This window comes from Streptomyces sp. NPDC059452 (assembly GCF_042750035.1).
In the GTDB taxonomy this organism is placed as follows: Bacteria; Actinomycetota; Actinomycetes; order Streptomycetales; family Streptomycetaceae; genus Streptomyces.
Map to the genome: position 1 here is coordinate 90,070 of NZ_JBHYVE010000017.1, position 26,519 is coordinate 116,588.

19 protein-coding genes and 1 riboswitch are annotated in these 26,519 nt (G+C 71.7%); of the genes, 5 read left to right on the top strand and 14 right to left on the bottom strand.

Features of this window, described 5'->3' with window-relative positions; translation table 11 throughout:
- Positions 1 to 213: 213 nt before the first annotated feature.
- The 3 genes from ACFW9Z_RS22540 to ACFW9Z_RS22550 form a co-directional block, all read right to left on the bottom strand.
- Positions 214 to 1,047: a M23 family metallopeptidase gene (locus tag ACFW9Z_RS22540; protein ID WP_384643745.1), complete on the bottom strand. Its 834-nt coding sequence runs from the start codon at positions 1,045 to 1,047 to the stop codon at positions 214 to 216.
- 13 nt (positions 1,048 to 1,060) lie between these two features.
- Positions 1,061 to 1,229: riboswitch (cyclic di-AMP (ydaO/yuaA leader) on the bottom strand.
- Positions 1,230 to 1,451: 222 nt separating this feature from the next.
- The gene (locus tag ACFW9Z_RS22545) at positions 1,452 to 2,822 is read right to left on the bottom strand and encodes a M16 family metallopeptidase (RefSeq protein WP_384643873.1); all 1,371 of its coding nucleotides are present in this window, start codon (positions 2,820 to 2,822) and stop codon (positions 1,452 to 1,454) included.
- A gap of 26 nt (positions 2,823 to 2,848) precedes the next feature.
- Entirely contained in the window at positions 2,849 to 4,258 is a 1,410-nt protein-coding gene (locus ACFW9Z_RS22550; protein WP_384643747.1) for a M16 family metallopeptidase, read from the bottom strand.
- 246 nt (positions 4,259 to 4,504) lie between these two features.
- Between ACFW9Z_RS22550 and ACFW9Z_RS22555 the strand changes: the two genes are divergently transcribed.
- On the top strand, positions 4,505 to 6,958 hold the full coding sequence (locus tag ACFW9Z_RS22555; RefSeq protein WP_384643748.1) for a DNA topoisomerase (ATP-hydrolyzing) subunit A: 2,454 nt from the start codon (positions 4,505 to 4,507) through the stop codon (positions 6,956 to 6,958).
- A gap of 60 nt (positions 6,959 to 7,018) precedes the next feature.
- Here the strand turns inward: ACFW9Z_RS22555 and ACFW9Z_RS22560 are convergent, their stop codons facing one another.
- Positions 7,019 to 8,212: a CobW family GTP-binding protein gene (locus tag ACFW9Z_RS22560; protein ID WP_384643750.1), complete on the bottom strand. Its 1,194-nt coding sequence runs from the start codon at positions 8,210 to 8,212 to the stop codon at positions 7,019 to 7,021.
- A 24-nt stretch (positions 8,213 to 8,236) separates the two neighbouring features.
- Positions 8,237 to 9,388: a citrate synthase gene (locus tag ACFW9Z_RS22565; protein WP_384643752.1), complete on the bottom strand. Its 1,152-nt coding sequence runs from the start codon at positions 9,386 to 9,388 to the stop codon at positions 8,237 to 8,239.
- A 111-nt stretch (positions 9,389 to 9,499) separates the two neighbouring features.
- Between ACFW9Z_RS22565 and ACFW9Z_RS22570 the strand changes: the two genes are divergently transcribed.
- A complete protein-coding gene (locus tag ACFW9Z_RS22570; protein ID WP_384643753.1) occupies positions 9,500 to 10,789 on the top strand; it encodes a citrate synthase in 1,290 nt (429 codons plus the stop codon).
- Between the two features lie 84 nt (positions 10,790 to 10,873).
- On the opposite strand, the gene ACFW9Z_RS22575 is transcribed toward ACFW9Z_RS22570, so the two are convergent.
- The gene (locus tag ACFW9Z_RS22575) at positions 10,874 to 11,893 is read right to left on the bottom strand and encodes a LacI family DNA-binding transcriptional regulator (RefSeq protein ID WP_384643755.1); all 1,020 of its coding nucleotides are present in this window, start codon (positions 11,891 to 11,893) and stop codon (positions 10,874 to 10,876) included.
- A 137-nt stretch (positions 11,894 to 12,030) separates the two neighbouring features.
- Here ACFW9Z_RS22575 and ACFW9Z_RS22580 point away from each other — a divergent pair, with 137 nt between their 5' ends.
- Complete coding sequence (locus ACFW9Z_RS22580) at positions 12,031 to 13,701, top strand: ATP-binding protein (RefSeq protein ID WP_384643757.1); 1,671 nt, start codon at positions 12,031 to 12,033, stop codon at positions 13,699 to 13,701.
- Positions 13,698 to 14,408: a response regulator gene (locus ACFW9Z_RS22585; RefSeq protein WP_384643759.1), complete on the top strand. Its 711-nt coding sequence runs from the start codon at positions 13,698 to 13,700 to the stop codon at positions 14,406 to 14,408. The genes ACFW9Z_RS22580 and ACFW9Z_RS22585 overlap by 4 nt, the downstream gene beginning before the upstream one ends.
- Here the strand turns inward: ACFW9Z_RS22585 and ACFW9Z_RS22590 are convergent.
- The 3 genes from ACFW9Z_RS22590 to ACFW9Z_RS22600 all read right to left on the bottom strand — a co-directional run bounded on the left by ACFW9Z_RS22590 (position 14,405) and on the right by ACFW9Z_RS22600 (position 18,896).
- Entirely contained in the window at positions 14,405 to 15,997 is a 1,593-nt protein-coding gene (locus ACFW9Z_RS22590; RefSeq protein ID WP_384643761.1) for a cation acetate symporter, read from the bottom strand. The genes ACFW9Z_RS22585 and ACFW9Z_RS22590 overlap by 4 nt on opposite strands.
- Entirely contained in the window at positions 15,994 to 16,494 is a 501-nt protein-coding gene (locus tag ACFW9Z_RS22595) for a DUF485 domain-containing protein (protein WP_384643763.1), read from the bottom strand. Before ACFW9Z_RS22595 ends, ACFW9Z_RS22590 begins: the two co-directional genes overlap by 4 nt.
- Positions 16,495 to 16,769: 275 nt before the next feature.
- On the bottom strand, positions 16,770 to 18,896 hold the full coding sequence (locus tag ACFW9Z_RS22600) for a type IIA DNA topoisomerase subunit B (protein ID WP_384643765.1): 2,127 nt from the start codon (positions 18,894 to 18,896) through the stop codon (positions 16,770 to 16,772).
- A gap of 447 nt (positions 18,897 to 19,343) precedes the next feature.
- Between ACFW9Z_RS22600 and ACFW9Z_RS22605 the strand changes: the two genes are divergently transcribed.
- Entirely contained in the window at positions 19,344 to 19,577 is a 234-nt protein-coding gene (locus ACFW9Z_RS22605) for a hypothetical protein (protein ID WP_073803639.1), read from the top strand.
- 121 nt (positions 19,578 to 19,698) lie between these two features.
- Here ACFW9Z_RS22605 and ACFW9Z_RS22610 read toward each other — a convergent pair whose 3' ends face one another.
- The 5 genes from ACFW9Z_RS22610 to ACFW9Z_RS22630 form a co-directional block, all read right to left on the bottom strand.
- Positions 19,699 to 20,529, bottom strand: coding sequence for a serine protease (locus tag ACFW9Z_RS22610; RefSeq protein WP_384643766.1), 831 nt, complete (start codon positions 20,527 to 20,529; stop codon positions 19,699 to 19,701).
- A gap of 212 nt (positions 20,530 to 20,741) precedes the next feature.
- Positions 20,742 to 22,289 (bottom strand): RNA polymerase sigma factor, encoded by a 1,548-nt coding sequence (locus ACFW9Z_RS22615; protein WP_384643767.1) that lies wholly within the window; start codon positions 22,287 to 22,289, stop codon positions 20,742 to 20,744.
- 349 nt (positions 22,290 to 22,638) lie between these two features.
- On the bottom strand, positions 22,639 to 23,526 hold the full coding sequence (locus ACFW9Z_RS22620) for a FadR/GntR family transcriptional regulator (RefSeq protein ID WP_384643769.1): 888 nt from the start codon (positions 23,524 to 23,526) through the stop codon (positions 22,639 to 22,641).
- A 160-nt stretch (positions 23,527 to 23,686) separates the two neighbouring features.
- Complete coding sequence (locus ACFW9Z_RS22625; RefSeq protein ID WP_384643771.1) at positions 23,687 to 25,423, bottom strand: ATP-binding cassette domain-containing protein; 1,737 nt, start codon at positions 25,421 to 25,423, stop codon at positions 23,687 to 23,689.
- A gap of 140 nt (positions 25,424 to 25,563) precedes the next feature.
- Positions 25,564 to 26,322, bottom strand: a complete 759-nt coding sequence (locus ACFW9Z_RS22630) for an NUDIX domain-containing protein (RefSeq protein ID WP_384643773.1) — start codon at positions 26,320 to 26,322, stop codon at positions 25,564 to 25,566.
- Between the last annotated feature and the right edge of the window lie 197 nt (positions 26,323 to 26,519).

Sequence of the window (26,519 nt, forward strand, 5' to 3'; positions counted from 1 at the left end):
CGGCCGACGCCTGTTCCGTGACTCTATTGCAATCTGCCGCAATTTCCGATGGCGGGCCGGAATCCATGGATATCTTCCGGCCAGGGACCGGGGGCGGAGAGACCGGCGGCGGGGCTTTTCGGGTGCGTTGCCGAAGGCCCCGGCGGGAAGCCGGGGCCTTCGGACGAGCAGGACGTACGGGCAGGTCCTGCGGGCAGGTCGTACGGGGCCGGGTCAGACGCGTACGCCGTGCGAGCGCAGGTAGGCGACCGGGTCCATGTCCGAGCCGTACTCCGGGGTGGTCCGGGCCTCGAAGTGGAGGTGGGGGCCGGTGGAGTTGCCGGTGGAGCCGGAGAGGCCGATCTGCTGGCCGGAGGCGACGCTCTGGCCGACGGAGACGCCGATCGAGGAGAGGTGGCCGTACTGGGTGTACGTGCCGTCGGCCATCCGCAGCACGACGTTGTTGCCGTACGCGCCGCCCCAGCCGGCCTCGACGACCGTACCGGCGCCGACCGCGACGACGGAGCTGCCGGAGGCGGCGCGGAAGTCCACGCCGGAGTGGCTGCCGGAGGACCAGAGCGCGCCGCCCGACTTGTAGCCGGTGGTGACGTACGAACCGGCGACCGGGAGGTGGAAGGCGTTGAGCCGGGCGCGTTCGGCGGCGCGGGCGGCCCGGGCCTTCTCCTCGCGGACCTCCTGGGCGCGGGCCTCGGCCTTGCGCTGGGCCTCCGCCTTCGCCCTGGCCTCCGCCTTCGCCCTGGCCTTCGCGGCCTTGACCTTGGCCGCCGCTGCCGCCTCGGCCTCCGCCTTCGCGACGGCCTCGGCGCGCTGCTTCTGCGCCCGGGCCTGGGCCTGGATCTGCTCGGCGATCGTGGCGTCGAGGGCGATGGTCCGGGTGAGTCCGGTCTCGGCTGCCTCGGGGGACCCGGAGTCCGCCGCGGCGGCCGGGGAGGCCAGGGAGCCGATGACTCCGGTGGTGGCCAGGGCCGCGATGCCGGTGGCCCGGGCGCCGCGGCACTTCAGGCGGCTCGGGGCACGGTGCTTCCCGGTGGCACGGGTGAACGCCATGGAGGGGCTGATCCTTTCCTTCCTTCTCGCCTACCGGGTTAGCTGACGGGTTCGGAGCAGGAAGGTCTCCTACGGATGTCCGCGCCGGGTCACGGCACGGGGATCCGATTCACCCCAGGGACTGCGTGTGGGTCCCCGGCTCCCCAGGCTCGCGCCTGACGGGGACTCGGCGATGGCTGCCCGGGGCCGCGGATGCGGCGTACGGGTGACGGACAGCCGGGCCGACGCTAGGCGGGCCGCCTTCCCAGCACCAAACGGACAGGGGGATTTGTCGCGCATCCCACAGGGCGTAGAGGGAGTTACCCCCCTGAGAGCAGGTAAATGGCACTAAGTGGACAAAAGGGAGGACCCCGGCGGACTGCTGTCCACCGGGGTCCCTTTCGTCCTGATGTGCCGACGGTGCGTCAGCCGCTGACGACGGTCACCTCTCCGATGCCGAGCGCCTTCACCGGCTCCTCGATCCGGGAGGCGTCCCCGACGAGGACCGTGACCAGCCGGTCCACCGGGAAGGCGCTGACCACGGCCGCGGTCGCCTCCACGGTGCCCGTCTCGGCGAGGCGGGCGTACAGCTGGGCCTGGTAGTCGTCGGGCAGGTGCTGCTCGACCTGGTCGGCCAGGGTGCTCGCGACCGAGGCGGCCGTCTCGAACTTCAGCGGGGCGACGCCCACCAGGTTCTGCACGGCCGTCTCGCGCTCGGCGTCGGTCAGCCCCTCGGCCGCCAGCGTCCGCAGGACCTTCCAGAGGTCCTCCAGCGCCGGGCCGGTGGACTCGGTGTCCACCGAACCGCTGATGGCGAGCATCGCCGCGCCGCCCGATTCGGGGCCGGACGAGCGCAGGACCTGGGCGAAGGCCCGTACGCCGTAGGTGTAGCCCTTCTCCTCGCGCAGCACCCGGTCCAGCCGGGAGGTGAGGGTGCCGCCCAGGCAGTACGTGCCGAGCACCTGGGCGGGCCAGACGCGCTCGTGCCGGTCGGCGCCGATGCGGCCGATCAGCAGCTGGGTCTGGACCGCGCCGGGGCGGTCCACGATGACCACACGGCCGGTGTCGTCGGCGGTGATCGGCGGGACCGGGCGGGCCTGGCCCGGGTTGCCCGACCAGTCGCCGAGGGTGTCGGCGAGCAGGGCGTCCAGGTCGATGCCCGTGAGGTCGCCGACGATCACGGCCGTCGCGGTGGCCGGGCGGATGTGGGCGTCGAAGAAGGCGCGCACGGCGGCGGCGTCGATCCGCCGCACCGTCTCCTCGGTGCCCAGGCGCGGGCGGGACATCCGGGCGGTGGCCGGAAAGAGCTCCTTGGAGAGCTGCTTGGCGGCGCGCCGGGACGGGTTGGCCTGCTCGTGCGGGATCTCGTCGAGGCGGTTGCCGACGAGCCGCTCGATCTCGCTCTCGGAGAAGGCCGGGGCGCGCAGGGCCTCGGCGACCAGTCCGAGTGCCTTGGCCAGCCGGGAGGCCGGGACCTCCAGGGAGACCCGGACGCCGGGGTGGTCGGCGTGCGCGTCCAGGGTGGCGCCGCACCGCTCCAGCTCGGCGGCGAACTCCTCGGCGCTGTGCTTGTCGGTGCCCTCGGAGAGCGCCCGCGACATGATCGTGGCCACACCGTCCAGGCCCTCGGGCTCGGCGTCCAGCGGGGCGTCCAGGAAGATCTCCACGGCGACGACCTGCTGGCCGGGGCGGTGGCAGCGCAGCACGGTCAGCCCGTTGGGCAGGGCACCGCGCTCGGGGGCGGGGAAGGCCCACGGCCGGGCGGTGCCCGGGGTCGGCTGCGGGTGGTACTCCATGGCTACTCCAGTCACGGCGGCGTCGCTCACTTGTCCGCCCCCTCGGGCGCGTCGGTGCCTGCTGCGTCCTCGACGGCCCCGGCGGCCCCGGCGGCCCCGACGCCGTCGCCGGACTCATCGGACTCCTCGGCCGGCTCGATGGGCTCGTAGACCAGCACCGCCCGGTTGTCGGGGCGCAGGGCCGCCCGGGCCGCCTCGCGCACCTCCTCCGCGGTGATGTCCAGGACGCGTCCCACGGCGGTCAGGGCGAGCTGCGGGTCGCCGAACAGCACCGCGTAGCGGCACAGTTCGTCGGCGCGGCCCGCGACCGTACCGAGGCGGTCCAGCCACTCGCGCTCCAACTGCGCCTGGGCGCGCTCCATCTCCTCCGGAGTGGGCCCCTCCTCGGCGAACCGGGCCAGCTCCTCGTCGACCGCGGCCTCGATCGTCGCCACCTCGACACCGCCGGAGGTCTTCACATCCAGCCAGCCCAGCGAGGGCGCCCCGGCGAGCCGCAGCAGCCCGAAGCCCGCCGCCACCGCCGTACGGTCGCGGCGGACCAGGCGGTTGTGCAGCCGGGAGGACTCGCCGCCGCCCAGCACGGTCAGCGCCAGGTCGGCCGCGTCACAGGCGCGGGTGCCGTCGTGCGGGAGGCGGTAGGCGGCCATCAGCGCACGCGCCGGGACCTCCTCGTGGACCACTTCGCGCAGCTGCTCGCCGATGATCTCAGGCAGGGTGCCGTCGCGCGGCGGCTGCTTGCCGTCGTGGGACGGGATGGAGCCGAAGTACTTCTCGACCCAGGCGAGGGTCTGCTCGGGGTCGATGTCCCCGACGATCGAGAGCACCGCGTTGTTGGGCGCGTAGTACGTACGGAAGAACGCGCGGGCGTCCTCCAGCGTGGCCGCGTCAAGGTCGGCCATGGAGCCGATCGGGGTGTGGTGGTACGGGTGGCCCTCGGGGTAGGCGAGGGCGGTCAGCTTCTCGAACGCGGTGCCGTAGGGCACGTTGTCGTAGCGCTGGCGCCGTTCGTTCTTGACGACGTCGCGCTGGTTCTCCATGGACTCCTCGTCGAGCGCGGCGAGGAGGGAGCCCATACGGTCGGCTTCCAGCCAGAGAGCCAGCTCCACCTGGTGGGTGGGCATGGTCTCGAAGTAGTTGGTCCGCTCGAAGCTCGTCGTCCCGTTGAGCGAGCCGCCGGCTCCCTGGACGAGCTCGAAGTGGCCGTTTCCCTTGACCTGTCCCGAGCCCTGGAACATCAGGTGCTCGAAGAGGTGAGCCAGACCGGTGCGTCCCTTGACCTCGTGGCGCGAACCGACGTCGTACCAGAGGCAGACCGCGGCGACCGGGGTCAGATGGTCCTCGGAGAGCACCACACGCAGGCCGTTGGCCAGGCGGTGCTCGGTCGCTGTCAAACCGCCGGAACCGGCCTGTGCTGTGGCCGTGTGACCCATGGGCATGTACGTCCCTTCGATCGCGATGCTGGACTTTCTGCCAGACCTGCCACTCTAAGCAAGCGCACCGGCACCTGGCGAAGTTCCCGTTCCGCGGAAGTTTCCGTCGATGGTGTCCCGGGTCGGGCCGCCTCGGACCGCTTCGGACGGGTCGAGGTCCGCGTTGTCAGTGCGGCGGTCCACAATGGTCCGCATCAGTACCCCAGGTTGTCCGATCAGAATCCGTGAATCCGAGAAGGAGTCGCAGCCGCGATGGCCCGCCGTAGCACGAAGACCCCGCCGCCGGACGACTTCGAGGAGAAGATCCTCGACATCGACGTCGTCGACGAAATGCAGGGCTCCTTCCTCGAGTACGCGTACTCGGTGATCTACTCCAGGGCCCTGCCCGACGCCCGCGACGGCATGAAGCCGGTGCACCGGCGCATCGTGTCCCAGATGAACGAGATGGGACTGCGCCCCGACCGCGGCTATGTGAAGTGCGCGCGCGTCGTCGGTGAGGTCATGGGCAAGCTGCACCCCCACGGTGACGCGTCGATCTACGACGCCCTGGTGCGGATGGCACAGCCCTTCTCGATGCGGCTGCCCCTGGTCGACGGCCACGGCAACTTCGGCTCCCTCGGCAACGACGACCCGCCGGCCGCCATGCGGTACACCGAGTGCCGGATGGCCGACGCCACGTCACTGATGACCGAGGCGATCGACGAGGACACCGTCGATTTCCAGTCGAACTACGACGGCCAGGAGCGCGAGCCGGTCGTCCTCCCCGCCGCCTACCCCAACCTCCTGGTCAACGGGGTCTCGGGGATCGCCGTCGGCATGGCGACCAACATGCCCCCGCACAACCTGGGCGAGGTCATCGCCGCCGCCCGCCACCTGATCAAGCACCCGGGCGCCGACGTCGAGACGCTGATGCGCTTCGTCCCGGGCCCCGACCTGCCCACCGGCGGCCGCATCGTCGGACTCACCGGCATCAAGGACGCGTACACGGCGGGCCGAGGCACGTTCAAGATCCGTGCCACCGTGGCCGTGGAGAACGTGACGGCGCGCCGCAAGGGCCTCGTCGTCACCGAACTGCCCTTCGCCGTCGGCCCGGAGAAGGTGATCGCCAAGATCAAGGACCTGGTCTCGTCGAAGAAGCTCCAGGGCATCGCCGACGTCAAGGACCTCACCGACCGGGCGCACGGCCTGCGTCTGGTCATCGAGGTGAAGAACGGCTTCGTGCCGGAAGCGGTGCTGGAGCAGCTCTACAAGCTGACGCCGATGGAGGAGTCCTTCGGCATCAACAACGTGGCGCTGGTCGACGGCCAGCCGCTCACCCTGGGCCTCAAGGAGCTGCTGGAGGTCTATCTCGACCACCGCTTCGAGGTGGTGCGCCGGCGCAGCGAGTTCCGCCGCACCAAGCGCCGCGACCGGCTGCACCTGGTCGAGGGTCTGATCGTCGCCCTCCTCGACATCGACGAGGTCATCCGGATCATCCGGGACAGCGACAACTCGGCGCAGGCGAAGGAGCGTCTGATGGCGCACTTCTCGCTGAGCGAGATCCAGACGCAGTACATCCTGGACACCCCGCTGCGCCGGCTCACCCGCTTCGACCGGATCGAGCTGGAGAGCGAGCGCGACAAGCTCAACGGCGAGATCGAGGCGCTGACGGCGATCCTGGAGTCGGACGCGGAGCTGCGCAAGCTGGTCTCCTCGGAGCTGGCCGCCGTGGCGAAGAAGTTCGGCACGGACCGGCGCACGGTGCTGCTGGAGTCGGCGGGTTCGCAGATCGCCTCCGTACCGCTGGAGGTCGCCGACGACCCGTGCCGGGTGCTGCTCTCCTCGACGGGTCTGCTGGCCCGTACGGCCAACGCGGAGCCGGTCGGGATCGCCGAGGACGCCCGGCGGACGAAGCACGACGTGATCGTCTCGGCGGTCGCGGCGACGGCGCGCGGCGATGTGGGGGCGGTGACCTCCACCGGGCGGCTGCTGCGGCTCTCGGTGATCGACCTGCCGCAGCTGCCGGACACCCACGCGGAGCCCAACCTGTCGGGCGGGGCGATGATTTCGGAGTTCCTGAATCTCGATCCGGACGAGGAGCTGATCTGCCTCACCACGCTCGACGAGGCCTCACCGGGGCTGGCGATCGGCACGCTCCAGGGCGTGGTGAAGCGCGTCGTGCCGGACTATCCGGCCAACAAGGACGAGCTGGAGGTCATCACCCTCAAGGACGGTGACCGCATCGTGGGCGCGACCGAGCTGCGTACGGGCGAGGAGGATCTGGTCTTCATCACCTCCGACGCCCAGCTCCTGCGCTATCCGGCGGCGTCGGTGCGTCCGCAGGGGCGGGCCGCCGGAGGCATGGCGGGCGTCAAGCTGGCGGCCGGGGCCGAGGTGCTGTCGTTCACGGCGGTCGACCCGGCGGTGGACGCGATCGTGTTCACGGTGGCCGGTTCGCACGGCACGCTGGACGACTCGGTGCTGACATCGAAGCTCACCCCGTTCGACCAGTATCCGCGCAAGGGCCGGGCGACCGGCGGGGTGCGCTGCCAGCGGTTCCTGAAGGGCGAGGACGTCCTGGTCTTCGCCTGGGCGGGCGCCACCCCGGCCCGCGCCGCCCAGAAGAACGGCACCCCGGCGCAACTGCCGGAGCCGGACCCGCGCCGCGACGGCTCGGGCACGCCGCTGGTGCAGCCGGTGGCCGTGATCGCGGGGCCGCCGCTGTAGGCGCGCTCATCGTGCGATGGGGAGCGGCCTGGGGTGTTCACGCCTCCGGGCCGCTTCCTGTTACGCCTCCGCGGCCGCTTCTTCTCGTACGTCCTCGGGTTCCGGCTCCCGTTGTACGTATACGTCCTCGGGTTCCCGCTCCTGTTGTACGTATACGTCCTCGGGTTCCCGCTCCTGTTGTACGTACCGGAGCACGCCCCACATGGCACGTTCGGCGTCCGGGGTGTCGGGGCGGTGTTCCGCCACGGGGCGGTCTGTCGGCTCCGCCCGGCAGGCGGCGAGCCCGGCGCGCAGCGCCTCGGCGTCGATCCCGGCCCCGATCATGACGAGCTGGGTGAGCCGCTGTTCGCCCCGCGCCCACGGCTGCGGCACGAAGCGCAGGAACCGGCCGACCGCGTGCAGCGCGTACCGGTTGTCCCGGTCCCCCGCCCCGAAGTCCGCGAACCCCTTGATCCGGTAGAGCCCCTCGGGCCGGGAGTCCAGGAACGCGATGAAGCGGCGCGGGTCCATGGGGATGTCCGAGGTGAAGTCGACGCTCTCGTAGGCCGCGTGCAGATGGTCCCCGTGGTCGTCGTGGTCGCCGCACGCCTCCTCCCGCAGCAGGTCCTCGAAGGTCAGCTGACGGATCTTCTCCTCGCCGTCCGGCCGCATCGCCGGATCGAAGAGCAGCTCGGGATCGATCCGGCCGTGCACGGCGGTGATGACGGCGGCGGGCCCGCTCAGCTCAGCGACGGCTCGGCGCAGCCGCTCCCGCTCGGCCTCCCCCACCCGGTCGGTCTTGTTCAGGACGACGAGGTCCGCGACGGCCAGATGGCGGTCGATCTCCGGATGGCGCTCCCGGACCCCGTCGAACTCGGCGGCGTCGACGACCTCGACCAGTCCCCCGTACAGGATGTGCGGGTTCTCGCTGGCCAGCAGCATCCGTACGAGCTCCTGGGGCTCGGCGAGGCCGCTCGCCTCGATGACGATCACGTCCAGCCGGGCGGAGGGGCGGGTCAGCGTCTCCAGGAAGGTGTCGAGTTCGCTCGCGTCGACCGCGCAGCACAAGCAGCCGTTGCCGAGGGAGACCGTCGAGCCGACCTGCCCCGCGACGGTCATGGCGTCGATCTCGATGGACCCGAAGTCGTTGACGATCACGCCGATCCGGGTGCCTTCGCGGTTGCGGAGGAGGTGGTTCAGGAGGGTGGTCTTGCCTGATCCGAGAAAGCCCGCCAGGACGACGACCGGGATCTGCGGGGTGCGGGGCGGGGTCAACGGGGGCCTTCCTCGGAGGGGCGGTCAGGGCGCGGGGACCGGCTGCGGCGGGGGTGTGCCGATGTAGCGGGCCGCCGGGCGGATGATCTTCGAGTCCTCCGCCTGTTCCAGGATATTGGCGCTCCACCCGATCACCCGCGCCGCGGCGAAGGTGGGCGTGAACATCGCGCGCGGCAGCCCGCAGAGCTCCATGACGACCCCGGCGTAGAACTCCACGTTGGTGTGCAGCTCCCGCCCCGGCTTGAGCTCGGCGAGGATGGCCTCCACCTGGCTCTCGACCTCCACGGCGAAGTCGACGAGCGGCCCGCCGAAGCCCTGCGCGATGGACCTGAGCATCCGGGAGCGCGGGTCCTCGGTGCGGTAGACGGGGTGGCCGAAGCCCATGACGCGGCGGCCGGAGAGGACCTGTTCGCGGATCCAGCCGTCGATGCGGTCCGGGGTGCCGATGGCGTCCAGGGTGTCCAGGGCGCGGCTGGGCGCCCCGCCGTGCAGCGGTCCGGAGAGCGCCCCGACGGCGGCGACCAGACAGGCGGCGAGGTCGGCGCCGGTGGAGGCGACGACGCGGGCGGTGAAGGTGGAGGCGTTGAAGCCGTGGTCGATGGTGGAGATCAGATACTGCTCGACGGCCCGGACCCGCTCGGGCTCCGCCTCCGTGCCGGTGAGCATGTACAGGTAGTTGGCCGCGTAGGGCAGGTCCTCGCGGGGCTCGACGGGTTCGAGGCCCTCGCCAAGGCGCTGGAGGGCGGTCAGGATCGTGGGTACGGCGGCGCAGGCGGCCAGCGCGTCCGTACGGCGGCGGTCGGTGTCGAGGTCGTAGACCGGGCGGAATCCGGCGGAGGCGCCGAGCAGCGACAGGGCCGTACGGAGTCCGGCGAGCGGTCCCGAGACGGCTCCCGCGCGGGCGAGGGCGGGCAGCGCCTCGCGTACGTCGGCGGGGAGCGCGCGCAGCTTCGCCGTACGGGCCGCGAAGTCGGCGGCCGCCGCCCGGTCGGGCAGCTCGCCGTGGAACATCAGGTACCAGACGTCCTCGAAGCCGCGGGTCCGCGCGAGCTCGATCGCCGAGTACTGGCGGTAGTGGTAGAAGCCCTCGCGGCCACGGACATCGCCGAGGGCAGTGTCCGTGACGACGACGCCGGCCAGACCTCGGGGGACGACAGGGGTGGTGGTCGTGGTCATGGCTGTTCTCTCCTCCGTACATCTGACATTGATTCGACTGTCCATGCTTGACTTGAAATCTGTCAATGTTGATTGAATCAATGCATAGGCGGAGTGGATACGGTGGTGCCCATGACGGATCAACCAGAGCCCGGCGTGCGGGACGCACCCCGACTGACCACCCGGGAGGCGGCCGAGCTGCTGGGGGTGAAGCCCGAGACGGTGTACGCGTATGTCAGCCGGGGGCAGCTCAGCAGTGTGCGGGCGGCCGGGGGCCGGGGCAGCACGTTCGACGCCGAGGAGGTGCGGACCCTGGCCCGGCGTTCGGGGCGCCGCGAGCCCTCACCGGCCGGGGGCGACCTCGTGTTCCGTACCGGCATCACCCTCATCGAGGAGGACCGGTTCTTCTTCCGGGGGGTCGACGCCACGGAGCTGGCCCGGAGCCACGGCTATGAGGAGGTCGCGGAGTGGCTGTGGACGGGTGAGCTGCGGCCGGGCGCACGGTTCCAGGCGCCGCCGGAGACCCTTGCCGCGGCCCGTCGGACCATGGGCGCGCTGCCCGCGCACAGCGGCTCGGCGGACCGGCTGCGGGCGGCGGTGACCGCTGCCGCCGCCACGGACCCGCTGCGGTTCGACCTCTCGCCCGAGGCGGTGCTGAGCAGTGCGCGGAGTCTGATCCCCACACTGGTGGGCGCGTTGCCTTTGGTGGGCGACGCGGTGGCGGAAGAAGCCGCCGTGGACAGCGCGGCGGCAAAGGAAGACAGCGATCCCGGCTCCCTGGCCCGGCAGCTGTGGCCCCGGCTGACCACGCGGCCGGTGGACGCCCCCGCCCTCGCCGTCCTGGACGCGGCCCTGGTGCTCCTCATCGACCACGATCTGGCGGCCTCCACCCTGGCCGCCCGGGTCGCGGCCTCGGCGCACGCCCATCCGTACGCCGTGGTCTCCGCCGGCCTCGGGGTCCTGGAGGGCCCGCTGCACGGCGCCGCGAGCGGGCTGGCCCACCGCATGCTCCAGGAGGCCGTGGACCGGGGCAGCGCGGTCCCCGTGGTCGCCGACCATCTGCGGACCGGGCGCCGGGTGCCGGGCCTGGGCCACCGGCTGTACCGGGGCGAGGACCCCCGGGCCCGGGCCCTGTTCGCCCTGCTGGAGGACGTGCCGCAGGCAGCCGGGGCACTGGCGGCGGCCCGTGAGGTGGTCAGCACGACGGCCCGCCACGCGCCGCTGCACGCCAACATCGACCTGGCGCTCGCCGTCCTCTCCGTGGCCTGCGGGATGGCGGCGGAGGCGGGCGAGACGGTGTTCGCGGTCTCCCGCACGGCGGGGTGGATCGCGCACGCGCTGGAGGAGTACGGGGAGCGCCCGCTCCGCATCCGCCCGAGCGGGCAGTACGTCGGCCCCCGGCCGCCCCAGCCCGTCCCATAAGCCCATAAGCCCATAAGCCCATAAGCCCATAAGCCCATGGTCCCTTGGACCCTTAGGTCCGTACCAGCGCAAATTAGCTACGGATCAGAGGGAATTCCCGCGTGGCGGCTGTGCGGTGGATCCCCGGACCACCAGCTCGGGCTCGAAGAGCAGCTCGTCCGAGGGCACGGTCCGCCCGCCGATCTGCACCGAGAGCAGCTCCACGGCCGCGCGCCCCATGGCCTCGATGGGCTGGCGGACGGTGGTCAGCGGCGGCTCGGTGCAGTTCATGAACGCCGAGTCGTCGTAGCCCACGACCGATACGTCGCCGGGCACCGAGAGCCCCCGGCGGCGGGCGGCCCGGACCGCGCCCAGGGCGAGCGGGTCGCTGGCGCAGATGATGCCGGTGACGCCCCGCTCCAGCAGCCGCATGGCGGCCGCCTGCCCGCCCTCCAGCGAGAACATGGCCCGCGCCACCCACTCGTCCGGGATGCTCGTGCCGGTCTCCTCCGCGAGCGTCCGGGCGGCGGCGAGCTTGCGCTGCGAGGGCACGTGGTCGGAGGGGCCGAGGACGAGGCCGATGCGCTCGTGGCCGAGCGAGACGAGGTGGCGCCAGGCCTGCTCGACGGCGACGGCGTCGTCGCAGGAGACGCCCGGGAAGCCGAGGCGGTCGATGGCCGCGTTGATCAGGACGACGGGGATCTTGCGGTCGGCGAGCACCTTGTAGTGGTCGTGCGGGGCGTCCTCCTGGTGGTAGAGGCCGCCCGCGAAGACCACGCCGGAGACCTGTTGCTGGAGGAGGAGTTCCACGTAGTCGGCCTCCGAGACCCCGCCCTTGGTCTGGGTGCAGAGCACCGGGGTGAGCCCCTGCTGGGCGAGTGCGCCGCCGACCACTTCGGCGAAGGCCGGGAAGATCGGGTTCTGCAGCTCGGGCAGGACGAGCCCGACCAGCCGGGCGCGCTCGCCCCGCAACTGGGTGGGCCGCTCGTAGCCGAGGACGTCCAGCGCGGAGAGCACGGCCTGCCGGGTGGCGTCGGAGACGCCCGGCTTACCGTTCAGCACCCGGCTGACCGTCGCCTCGCTGACTCCCACCTTCTGGGCCACTTGAGCAAGTCGTCGCGTCATGAGCGCAAGATTAGCGCAAGAAGTGCAAGTGGATTGCGTTACTGACGAACTCTCCGCAACGCCCCCAGAACGCCCGTACGCGAACGCTCACAGAAGGCGCGTCGGCAGGCAAGGGGAAGGGAGCTACCGTTCGTACGATGAACGCCCCACAGCTCTCCGACCGGGGACCGCACCGGTTCGGCTGGCCGCAGCGGGTCTTCTCTCAGGTGCTGCTGATGCAGCTGGCCATCATCACGGGCGTCACCGTGCTGGTCACCGGCCTGTTCCTGGCCCCCCTCAGCGCCCAGCTCGACGAGGAGGCCATGCGCCGCGCACTGGCCATCGCCCGCAGCACGGCCGCCCAGCCGGGGATCGCGGAGGACCTGCGCACCACGGAGCCGTCCGCCCCCGGCCCCGTACAGTCCACCGCCGAGGGCGTCAGACGGGCCACCGGCGCGGAGTACGTCGTCGTCATGGACCGCCGGGGCGTGCGCTGGTCGCACCCGGAGGCGGACCGGATCGGCGAGGTGGTCTCCACCGACCCCGGGGACGTGCTCCGCGGCGAGGAGGTGATGGAGATCGACAGCGGGACCCTCGGCCGCTCCGCCCGGGGCAAGGCGCCGCTGCGGGACGCCTCGGGCGAGGTGGCCGGGGCGGTCTCGGTCGGGATCGCGTACGACAGCGTCCGCGCGCGCCTCCTCGGCGCGATCCCGGGGCTCCTCGCGTACGCGGGCACGGCCCTGGCCGTCGGCGCGCTGGCCGCCTACCTGATCTCCCGGCGGCTCCAGCGGCAGACCCATGACCTGGCCTTCTCCGATATCTCCGCGCTGCTGACCGAGCGCGAGGCGATGCTGCACTCCATCCGCGAAGGGGTCGTCGCGCTCGACGGCACGGGCCGCATCCGGCTGCTCAACGACGAGGCGCAGCGGCTGCTCGGGCTGGGTCCCGGGGCGGCGGGCCGGGTGGTGGACGAGGTGCTGGACGGCGGCCGGACGGCGGACGTGCTGGCGGGCCGGGTGGTGGGCGAGGACCTGCTGGCCGTCCGGGGCGGCCGGGTGCTGCTGGCCAACCGGATGGCGACGGACGACGGCGGGGCGGTGGTGACCCTGCGGGACCGGACCGAGCTGGAACACCTCGGCCGTGAACTCGACTCCACCACCGGGCTGATCGACGCGCTGCGCGCCCAGGACCACGAGCACGCCAACCGGCTCCACACCCTGCTGGGCCTGCTGGAGCTGGAGCTGCACGAGGACGCGATGGAGTTCGTCACGGAGGTGGTGGGCGTCCACCGGGCGACGGCGGAGCAGGTCACCGAGAAGGTACGGGACCCGCTGCTGGCCGCGCTGCTGGTCGGCAAGGCGACGGTGGCCGCCGAGCGCGGTGTCGCGCTGCGGCTGGCCCCCGGCACGCTGCTGCCGGACCGGGTGGTGGACCCGCGCGGCCTGGTCACGGTGGTCGGCAACCTCGTCGACAACGCCACGGACGCGGCGGCCGGGTCGCAGGACGCCCGGATCGAGGTCGGGCTGCGGGCTCAGGGCCGTACGGTGGTGCTGCGGGTGCGGGACAGCGGCCCCGGCATCCCGCCGGAGCAGTACGGGTCGATCTTCACCGAGGGCTGGTCCACCAAGGACCTCCCGGCCCACGGCAAGCGCGGCCTCGGGCTCCCGCTGGTGCGCCGACTCGCGGAGCGGCAGGGCGGCGGTGTGAGTGTCGCCGGGGCCGACGGGGGCGGGGCGGTGTTCACCGTGGTCCTCCCGGAGGCGCTGGCAGCCTCGGAGCCCGTACGGGACACGGCCACGGACACTGCCACGACGGGAGAGAACCGGTGATCCAGGTCCTGATCGTGGACGACGACGTCCGGGTGGCGCGGATCAATGCCGCGTACGTGGCCAAGGTCGCCGGGTTCCGGGTGGCCGCGCAGGCCCATTCGGCGGCGCAGGCGCTGGCCGTGGCCGAGGAGGTCCCGGTGGACCTGATCCTGCTCGACCACCACCTCCCGGACCGCAACGGCCTCGCCGTCGTACGGGAGTTGCGGCGGCTGGGCCACCGGGCCGACGTGATCATGGTGACCGCCGCCCGCGATGTGGCCACCGTGCGGGACGCGATGCGGCACGGTGCGCTCCAGTACCTGGTGAAGCCGTTCACGTACGCCGGTCTGCGCTCGAAACTGACCGCGTACGCGGCCCTGCGCCGCACGCTCGACGGCGGTGGCGAGGCCGAGCAGGCGGAAGTGGACCGGATCTTCGGCGCCCTGTGGGCGGCGGGCGAGCCGGAGCTGCCCAAGGGCCACTCCCCCACCACTGCCGGGCTGGTCCGGCGGGCGCTGCGCGAGGCGGACGGCCCGCTCTCCGCGCAGGAGGTCGCGGAGAGCGCGGGGATGAGCAGGCAGACCGCGCAGCGCTATCTGAAGCTGCTGGAGCGGACGGGCAGGGTCCGGCTGACGCTGCGGTACGGCGAGACGGGCCGCCCGGAGCACCGGTACGCGTGGTCCCAGGGGCCGTCCGACGCGCCCGACGGCCCCCAGGAGGCTTCCTAGGCGGCCCCCGCCCCCGTCAGCGCCCGGACCTCGGTCTCGGCGTGCTTGGCCTCGTCCGGCTTCTCCCGCGAGGTGACCGTACCGAGCCAGCCCGCCAGGAAGCCGAGCGGGATCGAGACGAGCCCCGGGTTCTCCAGCGGGAAGAGCTGGAAGTCGACGCCCGGGAAGAGGGACGCGGGGCTGCCCGACACGACGGGTGAGACCAGGACCAGGACGACGGCCGGGACGAGGCCGCCGTACACCGCCCAGACCGCGCCCCGGGTGGTGAAGTTCCGCCAGAACAGCGAGTAGAGCAGGGCCGGGAGGTTCGCCGACGCGGCCACGGCGAAGGCGAGGCCGACCAGGAAGGCCACGTTGAGGTTCTGGGCGAGGAGGCCGAGCGCGATGGCGACCGCCCCGATCCCGGCGGCGGCGAACCGGGCGACGGCCACTTCGCCGTACTGCTTGCGGCCGGGGCGGCGGAGCGAGGCGTAGAGGTCGTGGGCGACGGAGGCCGAGGAGGCGAGGGTGATCCCCGCGACGACGGCCAGGATGGTGGCGAAGGCGATGGCGGCGACGACGGCGAAGAGAACCGTTCCGCCGGTGGAGCCCTCGCCGCCGCCGAGGTTGAGGGCCAGCAGCGGTACGGCGGTGTTGCCCGCGGCGTTCGAGGAGCGGACCTCGGCGGAGCCGACCAGGGCGGCGGCGCCGAAGCCGAGCGCGATCGTCATCAGATAGAAGCTGCCGATGAGGCCGATGGACCAGACGACGGACCGGCGGGCGGCGCGGGCGGTGGGCACGGTGTAGAAGCGCGCCAGGATGTGCGGCAGCCCCGCCGTACCGAGGACGAGGGCCACGCCCAGGCTGATGAAGTCGAACCGGGAGATCCAGTCGCCGCCGTAGCGCAGGCCGGGGGCGAGGAAGTCCTTGCCGTGGCCGCTGCGTTCGGCGGCGGTGTTGAGCAGGCTGTTGATGTCCCCGCGGAAGTGGACCAGGACGAGCACGGTGAGGGCGACGGCCCCGCCCATCAGCAGCACGGCCTTGACGATCTGGATCCAGGTGGTGGCGCGCATCCCGCCGAAGGAGACGTAGATGACCATGAGCGCCCCTACGCCGACCACGGTCCAGGAGCGGGCCGCGTCGCTCGTACCGCCGAGCAGCAGGGCCACCAGGGAGCCCGCGCCGACCATCTGGGCGACCAGGTAGAGCACGGAGACGGTGACGGAGGAGGTGCCGAGCGCCGTGCGCACCGGGCGCGCGGCCAGCCGGGCGGCGACCACGTCGGCGAGGGTGAACCGGCCGCAGTTGCGGACGAGTTCGGCGACGAGGAGCAGGACCACCAGCCAGGCGACCAGGAAGCCCACGGAGTAGAGCATGCCGTCGTAGCCGAAGAGTGCGATCAGGCCGGAGATGCCGAGGAAGGAGGCGGCCGACATGTAGTCGCCGGCGATGGCGAATCCGTTCTCCATCGGCGAGAACAGGCGTCCGCCCGCGTAGAACTCCTCGGCGGAACCTTGCCGGTTGCGGCTGACCCAGGTGGTGATGAAGAGCGTCACCGCGATGAACGCGCAGAACAGCAGCAGGGCGAGTGTCTGGTGGTCGCCTCTCAACGGACCGGCCCTCCCGTCACCGGCTGTCCGGCTCCCCGCGTCATCTCCTGGGTGTCCCACCGCAGATCGAGCGCCGCCCGGTCCCTGCGCAGCCGTGCGTGGCGTGCGTACGCCCAGGTGAGGAGGAAGGTGGTGAGGAACTGGCCGAGACAGGCCACCATCGCCACGTTGACCGCACCGACGACCGGGCGGGCCATCAGCCCGGGTGCCGTGGTCGCGGCGACGACATAGGCGAGATACCAGAGGAGGAAGGCGAGGGCGGCGGGCACCACGAAGCGGCGGTAGCGGCGGCGCACCTCGCGGAAGGCGGCGCTCCGGTGCACCGCAAGGTAGATCTCGGCCGCGTCGGGCCCCGGCCGGGGCTCCTCGGGGCCGGGTCCGCCGTCGGTCGCGGTGCCTCCCGCGCCCTCCGCCCCGTCCCAGCCGGCGGCCGACGCCTCGTACCACGGATCGTCGAGCCGCACTCCCGCGGTCGCCGGTCCTGCTTCCTTCTCCACCGAGCAACTCCCTTGTCCACGGACCTTTTCGGCCGCGTAACCAACCATGGGCGGTTCGGGAAGATGCCGGGCGCGTCATTCGCCCGAATTCACCCCTTCAGGTGACAGAAGTCCCGGACGGCTGCGACGCGGGCCCCGGAACGTACCGAGGCCCCCGCTCTCCGGTGGGTCCGGGGAACGGGGGCCACATGGGTCCGGGGAGCGGGGGCCTCAGAAGCCGACGCGTGAGCCTTTACGGCTTACGCGTTGATTACGGGTTACGCGTTGATTACGGGTTACGCGTCGATGCGCGAGCGGTCCAGGGTCGCCGCCGAGCGCGTGATGAACTCCTTGCGGGGGGCGACCTCGTTGCCCATCAGGAGGTCGAAGACCTGCTCGGAGGATTCCAGGTCGCCGATGTTGATCCGGCGCAGCGTGCGGTGGCGCGGGTCCATCGTGGTCTCGGCCAGCTGGTCGGCGTCCATCTCGCCCAGGCCCTTGTAGCGCTGGATGGACTCCTTGATGCGCACGTTCTTGCGCTGGAACTCCAGCAGGGTCTGGCGCAGCTCGTTGTCCGAGTACGTGTACACGTACTTGTCCTGGCCCTTCTTGGGCTGGACCAGCTCGATCCGGTGCAGCGGCGGCACCGCCGCGAAGACCCGTCCGGCCTCGACCATCGGGCGCATGTAGCGCTGGAAGAGAGTCAGCAGCAGGGTGCGGATGTGGGAGCCGTCCACATCGGCGTCGGTCATCATGATGACCTTGCCGTACCGGGCGGCGTCGATGTCGAAGGTCCGTCCGGACCCGGCTCCTATGACCTGGATGATGGCGCCGCACTCGGCGTTCTTCAGCATGTCGGAGACGGACGACTTCTGGACGTTGAGGATCTTGCCGCGGATCGGCAGGAGCGCCTGGAACTCACTGTTCCGGGCCAGCTTCGCGGTGCCGAGCGCCGAGTCGCCCTCGACGATGAAGAGCTCGCTGCGCTCGACGTCGTCGCTGCGGCAGTCGGCGAGCTTGGCGGGCAGCGAGGAGGACTCCAGCGCGGTCTTGCGGCGCTGGGCGTCCTTGTGCTGGCGGGCCGCGATCCGGGTGCGGGCGGCGGCGACGGCCTTCTCCAGGACCGCCCTGGCCTGGGCCTTGGCATCCCGCTTGGTGGAGGTCAGGAACGCCTTGAGCTCCCGGGCGACCACGGCCGCGACGATCCGGTTGGCCGCCGAGGTGCCGAGCACCTCCTTGGTCTGCCCCTCGAACTGCGGCTCGGCCAGCCGTACGGTGACGACGGCGGTGAGCCCTTCGAGGGCGTCGTCCTTGACCACGTCGTCCTCGGCGACCCGCAGCATCTTGGCGGAGCGGAGCGCTTCGTTCACCGTCTTGGTGAGGGAGCGCTCGAACCCGCTGACGTGGGTGCCGCCCTTGGGGGTGGCGATGATGTTGACGAAGGACCGGACGGTGGTGTCGTAGCCGGTGCCCCAGCGGAGCGCGATGTCGACGCCGAGCTCCCGGGTGACCTCGGTCGCGGTCATGTGGCCGCGGTCGTCGAGGACCGGGACGGTCTCCTTGAACGTCCCGGTGCCGGTCAGCCGCTGGACGTCGCAGACGGCCTTGTCCTGAGCCAGGTACTCGCAGAACTCGCTGATGCCGCCGTCGAAGCGGAACGTCTCCTCGGTCTTGCCCTCACCGTCGATCCCCCGCTCGTCGCGGACGACGATCGTGAGGCCGGGGACGAGGAAGGCCGTCTGGCGGGCGCGCTGGTAGAGCGTCTCCAGGTTGAGCTTGGCGTCCTTGAGGAAGATCTGCCGGTCCGCCCAGTACCTGACCCGCGTACCGGTACGGGTCTTGGGGACGCGCTTGCCCTTGCGCAGGCCGTTGGCCGGGTCGAAGGGACTGTCGGGGCCCTGCTCGGTGAACATGCCGGGGACGCCGCGCCGGAAGCTGATGGAGTGGGTCGCGCTGTTGCGGTCCACCTCGACGTCCAGGCGGGCGGAGAGGGCGTTGACCACGGAGGCGCCGACCCCGTGGAGGCCGCCGGAGGCCGCGTAGGAGCCGCCGCCGAACTTGCCTCCGGCGTGCAGCTTGGTCATGACGACCTCGATGCCGGAGAGCCCGGTCTTGGGCTCGACGTCCACGGGGATGCCTCGGCCGTTGTCCCGGACCTCCACGGAGGAGTCGTCGTGGAGGATGACCTCGATCTGGTCGCAGTGACCGCCCAGGGCCTCGTCGACGGAGTTGTCGATGATCTCCCAGAGGCAGTGCATGAGCCCGCGGCTGTCGGTGGACCCGATGTACATCCCGGGGCGCTTGCGGACCGCCTCAAGTCCTTCGAGGACGAGAAGGTGCCGCGCGGTGTAGTTGGAGCTGTCCCGGTCGCCGCCTGCTGCGGTCAGCATCGCGGTGGACGGCACGGACGTTTCGGCGGTCACGCGGTTCGCTCCTCGCTGAATTTCATCTGGGCCCTTGGTGGGTATCACGGTCGGCGTCAGTTGCCGCTGAGAGCCTACAGAGGCCTGGTAGAGCGGTTGTAACGCCACCCTCGGGGAATCCTCATGCTAGTCGAGCTTCATCCGGGCTCGCATGGATGTTCGATCAACCGTCGGAGTGACGTGCACATCACGTTCCCTTCGAGGCATGAACCATTTAGGCTCCGGGCACGTCCTCATGAACAAACCGGCAAGCCGGCCGGCGGGACCGACCCCCAAGACAAGCAATGCGAAACCGTAGCGCTCCGCATACGGCACATTCGCCGCCAACCGGCAACTGACAGCCATCCCGAGAAGAAGTTTCGAAGAAAAGCCACGAGCGGGAACGTTTTCGGCCTGGTTGGATGTTGACCCTGGTACGACAGCTCGTCGAGCTAGAGAAGAGGCGACGTGACTACTGTTCTGACCCCCGCGAGCCCGCTGACCGCAGCAGACCGCTGTGACCGTTGCGGCGCCCAGGCCTATCTGCGCGTCGTCCTGATCAGCGGCGGTGAACTGCTCTTCTGCGCCCACCACGGGCGCAAGTTCGAGCCGGAACTCAAGAAGATCGCCGCGGAAATACAGGATGAGACGGATCGGCTCACCGCCGTGCAGGCGACTGCTGCCGACGAGGAACAACACTGACACCTCGCATCCACGACGAGCCAGGGGCCGGTCCAGGACCGGCCGACGGGCGGCACCCCCAGCAGGGGGTGCCGCCCGTTCTCGTCGTCGCGGGTCTGCTCCGCCCCCCGCTCTCAGCCGCTCAGATGCGGCCCTCGGCCCACTTCACGGCGGCCGAGACCCGGGTGTACACCCCAGGGCTGCCCGCACGCCCGCAGCCGCTCCCCCAGGACACCAGGCCGATGAGCCGCCCACGGGCCACCAGCGGCCCGCCGCTGTCGCCCTGGCACGCGTCCCGCCCACCGGCCGGATCGCCCGCACAGAGCATCCCTGAGGCGTCGTACGCGCCCTCCCGGCCGCCCGGGTAGGCCCGGGCGCACTCGCTGTCCGGCAGGACCTGGACCCGGGCGGAGCGCAGCACGGAGGCGTACGTACCGGCTCCGGTCGTGTCCCCCCACCCGTAGACCGCCGCGCCCGTGCCCGCCCGGTACGCCTCGTCCCCGGCCCGGGCCATCGGGATGACGCTGCCCGCCGGCAGGGGCTGGGCCAGGGTCAGCACCGCGAGGTCGCCGGCGTTGGTGGCGGAGTCGTACGCCGGGTTGATCCAGACCCCCCGTACGGGAATCTCCTGGCCGGTCCGGTCACTCAGCCGGTCCCTCCCGGCGATGACCCGCAGATCCCGGACCCGGCTGACGGGGCCGCCGAGCGCCTCTTCACCCAGACAGTGGGCGACCGTCAGGATCTTCGTGGGCGCCACGGCGACTCCGCCGCAGAACTGGCCCGCGCGCGCCCCTCCGAACCGGTCGCGGCTCGACAGCGCCACCACCCAGGGGCTGTCCGCCACGGGGGCGGGCCGGCCACCGACGACGATGCTGTCCGCCACCGCCGGGGGCGGCGAGGCGAGCGGCAGGACGGCGGCCGCGGCGGTCAGGGCGAGGACCCCGGTCAGGGCACGGACGACGGGACGGGGCATGAAGGCTCCTGACACTGAGGTGGAAACGTTTCACCCAGCGTGATCCAGCCCGTCCCCCTGCGCACCCGCGGACACGCCGGAGGGCCCGGATCCCTGGGGATCCGGGCCCTCCGGCGGTGAATCTTCCGCCCTGTGTTCCAGGGCCTCTCGTTTGGATCATGCCGGGCTCGCGGGGTCCGGCCCCTGATCCGGCCTGATCCAAACGGAAGACGCTAGTCCAGGTAGTCGCGCAGGACCTGCGAACGCGACGGGTGACGGAGCTTCGACATCGTCTTCGACTCGATCTGACGGATGCGCTCACGCGTCACGCCGTAGACCTTTCCGATCTCGTCCAGGGTCTTCGGCTGGCCGTCGGTGAGGCCGAAGCGCATCGAGACCACGCCGGCCTCACGCTCGGAGAGCGTGTCAAGCACCGAGTGCAGCTGCTCCTGGAGGAGCGTGAAGCTGACCGCGTCCGCCGGGACGACGGCCTCGGAGTCCTCGATCAGGTCACCGAACTCGCTGTCGCCGTCCTCGCCGAGCGGGGTGTGCAGCGAGATCGGCTCACGGCCGTACTTCTGGACCTCGATGACCTTCTCAGGGGTCATGTCGAGCTCCTTGGCCAGCTCCTCCGGGGTGGGCTCACGGCCCAGGTCCTGGAGCATCTGGCGCTGTACGCGCGCGAGCTTGTTGATGACCTCGACCATGTGCACCGGGATACGGATGGTGCGGGCCTGGTCGGCCATGGCGCGGGTGATCGCCTGACGGATCCACCAGGTGGCGTACGTGGAGAACTTGTAGCCCTTGGTGTAGTCGAACTTCTCGACCGCGCGGATCAGACCGAGGTTGCCCTCCTGGATCAGGTCCAGGAAGAGCATGCCGCGACCGGTGTAGCGCTTGGCCAGGGAGACCACCAGACGGAGGTTGGCCTCCAGGAGGTGGTTCTTGGCCCGTCGGCCGTCCTCGGCGATGATCTCCAGCTCGCGCTTGAGCTTCGGCGCGAGCTTGTCGGCGTTGGCGAGCTTGTCCTCGGCGAAGAGACCCGCCTCGATGCGCTTGGCGAGCTCGACCTCCTGCTCGGCGTTGAGGAGGGGAACCTTGCCGATCTGCTTCAGGTAGTCCTTGACCGGGTCGGCGGTGGCGCCGGCGACGGCGACCTGCTGCGCGGGTGCGTCGTCCTCGTCGTCGTCGGAGAGGACGAAGCCCTTGTTCTCGCCCTCGCCCTCCTCTTCCTCGCCCTTGCCTGCCTTGACCTCTTCGACGGCCTCGTCACCGTCGAGCAGCTCGTCGTCCTGCTTGCCGGACTTCTTCGCCGCTGTCTTCTTGGCCGCCGTCTTCTTCACGGCGGTCTTCTTGGCAGCCGTCTTCTTGGCTGCCGCCTTCTTCGCGGGGGCGGCCGCGGCGGCGTCGTCGGCCACCGCGCCCGCGCTCTCGGCCGCCGGGGCGGCGGGGGCCGCGACGGTCCTCGTCACGGTGGTCTTCGCCGCGACAGTCTTGGTGGCGGTGCGCTTGACCGGGCTCTTCGCTGCGACGCTCTTGCGGGCGCGCTTCGGCGACTCCGCGGCACTGACCATCAGCGTCACACCCTCTTCCTCGAGGATCTGGTTGAGGCTGCGCAGAACATTCTTCCACTGGGTTGGCGGAATCTGGTCAGCCTCGAAGGCCCGACGCACGTCATCGCCGGCGATCTGCCCATCAGCCTTTCCCCGCTCGATGAGCGCCATCACAGACTCGGACTCGGCGATCTCCGGCGGGAGCGTACGGGATGTGCTGGCCGACACGAACAACCTCTCGGAACGATGGAAACGGCTTCCGGCCCCGCCCTGGAGAGGGCTGGAACCGACGACCGTCGACTGGGGATGTCGCCGACGGCGCGGGTTTGGCCTCAGAACTGAACAGCGCACCCAAGGGCTGCTGTATTCCTTCCGCGGCGGTCACCTCTTAAGTCATCGCGCTGCTTCGAGGAGTGTTACGCCCAATCCACGTGGCCCGAGTCACACCCCATTCGCGACGAACCGTGCCGGGGCGGGCATCTCACCACAATTGTGCCGCCGGACCCGATCGCTCCGGCGGCACAGGGCCTGGACTCCCCGGCGTGGACCGGTCAACGCTCGCGCGCGGTGGAGGCGGTCAGTGCTCGCGCGGGGCGGGAACCACACGCTCCACGTCGGGGTGGACCACGAGCAGTTGGCGCATGGCCGCCTCGGCCCCGGTGGAGTCGCCCGAGGCGAGGGCTTCGACGATGCGTGCGTGGTGGGCGAGCGAGGTCTCGCCGGGGCGGTCACAGCCGGTGACCGGGCCGCCGGAGACGTGCAGGGCGGCCGAGACGATGCCGGAAAGGTGTTCGAGCATCCGGTTGCCCGCGGCCTGGATGAGGAGGGCGTGGAACTCCGCGTCGGCGCGGGAGAAGGTGATCGCGTCCCCCTGACCCATCGCGTGTCCCATGATCTCCAGCATGTCGCCGAGGCGCTGCTGGAGATCCTCGCGGCCGTGCCCGGCCGCGAGGCGGGCGGCCAGCGGCTCGATGGTCCAGCGGAGCTCGGCCAGCTCACGGCGCTGGTCGTCGCGCTGCGGGCCGAAGGCCCGCCACTCGATGATGTCGGGGTCCAGCAGGTTCCAGTCGCTGACCGGACGGACCCGGGTGCCCACGTTGGGGCGCGCACTGACCAGCCCCTTGGCTTCGAGGACGCGCAGGGACTCGCGTACGACGGTACGGGAGACCTCGAACCGCTGGCCGATCTCCTCGGGCACGAGGGGACGGTCCGCGCCGAGATCGCCGGAGACGATCATCTGGCCCAGCTGTTGGACGAGTTGGCCGTGCAGGCCGCGCCCGCGGCTGGCTGCTCCCCGTCGGCTCGCCCGCCCCAGCTCCGAATCGGAGCCGCCCCAGGCCCGGGCCGCGGCGCGCTCTCCGGCCGGCGCCTCGGTGTAGGGATAGCGATCGAGTTCACCCGGGCCGGCCAGGCCGGAATCGGCGGAGCGGGCGGCGGTCATCATGGTGTGCGCAAGGGTACTCACGCATCCTTTGTCGGCGCGGCTCGCCCACCCCTTGAGGTCTTTGCTGAAAAGCACACGAAAGGGTGATCGGCGCCCGCTCCGCAATTGACGCCATATACGTATAAACCTGGCATTTCTTAGGGAGTTACGGGCTCCTCCCCGCGACGCCGACCCGCAGCGATCACCAACGCACCCTTCCGCGAAGGCTGGTGAACAGATACGCACAGATCAGGGCCGACAACGACAGGGCCAGCGCGGCCCCCACCGGCTGTGCCACCACCCGCGCGACGGCGAGGACCCAGCGGTCCGCCTCCTGCGGGAGCTGCCACCAGGCCAGTTCGCGCAGTCGGCCCGGGAGTCCGGTGACCGAACGCGCGGACGGGGCCTCGAACACCTTCTGCACCAGCGGAACCACCACCACCGGAACGGCCAGTACGGCGGCGATCCCCGCCCCGGCCACCCGGAAGACGCCGGCCGCCAGCAGCCCCGCCCAGGCGCAGCCCACCGTGAGCGCCGCCCAACTCGCGCCGAGCACGACGGCATTGGCCGGAACGGTGATCAACTCCGGCCCGTAGAAGAGCCGGAGGCCCTGCGCGCCGCCGACGACGGCGAGGAGGGCCAGCAGAAGGGCGAAACCCGCGGTCACGGTCAGCTTGGCCACCAGCAGGCCGATCCGCCGGGGAACGGTCCCGCGCCCGGCGGCGAGGGCCGGGTAGCGGAACTCGTCCCCGAAGGAGAGGGCGCCCAGGATGCCCGCGCCCAGGGCGGCCGGGGGCAGCGGCAGCAGCTCGGGCCAGGCGGCGAGCGTACGCGGCAGGGGCGTGCCGCCGGTGCGGGCCAGCAGGACGGAGAGCGCGGCGGAGACCAGCAGTACGGACGCCATGATCATGGTCGTCGTCCGGACGCCGAGGGAGCGCCGCAGCTCGTACCGGAGGGGGCGCAGCGGCCCGCGTGCGGGGCGGGCCCGGATCGGCGGTGGCAGTTCGGAGAGGGCCACGGCGGAGGGCTGCCGCGCCCCGCCCCCGCTCTCCGGCGGGGCGGCGGGTCCGGTGTCGCCGATCTCGTCGGCGAGTTGGTGGACCGGAACGCCGTGCCGGAACGCGGTGTCGCCGACCTCGGCGCAGGTGGAGCCGTACACGGTCAGCAGACCGCCGGATTCGGGGACCACCTCGACGGACCGCCGCGCGGCCCGCGCCTCCCGGCTGACCATCGCGGCGAGCCGGGCGGCGTGGGGCGTCCGGACGGCGACCCGGGGGCGGAGCCGGGTGCGGGCGAAGTCGGCGACGTCCTGGTCCGCGACGAGGCGTCCGCCGTCGACGGTGACGACCCGGTCGGCCGTGCGTGCGGCCTCCTTGGGGTCGGCGGTGGCGTACAGAACCGTTCCGCCCTGCGCCGCGTGGGCGCGCAGCAGCCCGTACAGCCAACTGTTCTCACGCGGGGAGAGCCCCTCGGCGGGTTCGTCCAGGACGAGGGTGTGCGGGTCTCCGAGCAGCGCGGAGGCGAGGCCGAGCCGACGGTCCATCCCCACCGACAGGGTGCCGAGGCGCTGGTCCCCGAGTCCGGCGAGGCCGACGACTTCGAGCATCTCGTCGGCCCGGGCGGCGGGCGTTCCGGCGGCCGCGCAGAGCATCCGGAGCTGGCCACGGGCCGTACGGGAGGGATGTCCCGGTACGTCGCCGAGGAGCACGCCCACTTCGCGCGCGGGGTGGGGGATGCGGTGCAGCGGCCTGCCGCGGAAGTACGCGACACCACGCCCCGAATCGAGTTCGAGCATCAGACGCAGGGCCGCGGTCTTGCCCGAGCCGGGGGCGCCCAGCAGGGCCGTGACGCGGCCGGACGGGGCCTCGAAGGTCAGGTCGTCCACGGCGGGCGGAGCGTTGCGGCGGGGAGTGCTGGTGAGTCCGATGGCCTGGAGCATCGCTTCTCTCGCGTTCTCTCACGGACGGTGAGACCGCTCGGCGGCAGATGGGTACCGCAGCAACATAACGCGACATTTCCGACTTTTGGTGCAGGGGTGGGCCGACGGGTGTTCCGCAGGGCCGACCAGGGCCCTGCGGCTCAGACCTCCGGGCGCAGCATCGGCGGGTTGAGCACCGTGGCGGCGCCCGCCCGGAACAGTTGCGCGGGGCGGCCGCCCTGCCGGGTGGTCGTGCCACCGGACGGCACCAGGAAACCGGGGGTGCCCGTGACCTTGCGGTGGAAGTTACGGGGGTCGAGGACGACGCCCCACACCGCTTCGTACACCCGGCGCAGCTCTCCGACGGTGAACTCCGGCGGGCAGAACGCCGTGGCCAGCGAGGAGTACTCGATCTTGGAGCGGGCGCGCTCCACTCCGTCGGCGAGGATCCGCGCGTGGTCGAAGGCGAGCGGCGTCGTCTGCTCGTCCTCCCGCCCGGTGCCGGGGCGCAGCAGATCGTCGACGGGCGCCCAGCGCGCGCTGTTGGCGTCCCCGCCCGCACGGGGTGCGGGCAGATCCGGCGCGAGGGCGAGGTGGGCGACGCTGACGACCCGCATCCGGGGGTCGCGCGCCGGGTCCCCGTAGGTGGCCAGCTGTTCCAGGTGCGCGCCGTTGCCCACGGCGGGCTTCGCCGGGTCGTGGGCGCACAGCCCCGTCTCCTCGACGAGCTCACGCGCTGCCGCGGACCCGAGATCCTCGTCGGCCCGGACAAAACCACCGGGCAGCGCCCACCGGCCCTGGAACGGGGTCTCTCCACGGCGGACGACCAGCGCGCAGAGCGCGTGACGGCGCACCGTGAGCACGACCAGGTCCACGGTGACGGCGAACGGCGGGAAGGTCGACGGGTCGTAGGGCGGCATGTCGCGATCATAGTCGTCTGCCTGACGATAAACACTCCCTTCGGTGCTCCCGCGATCAGCGAAATCCCCGACAGTACGGCCGGAACCGGCCGCACGGGCCGGACGGTGCGAGCCGCGCGGGTCGGGTAGCCAGCCCGAGCCTGAGCGGGGCAGGCAGCCCGAGCCTCTCGGTGCCACCCGGTGGACGGGCGCGGGCC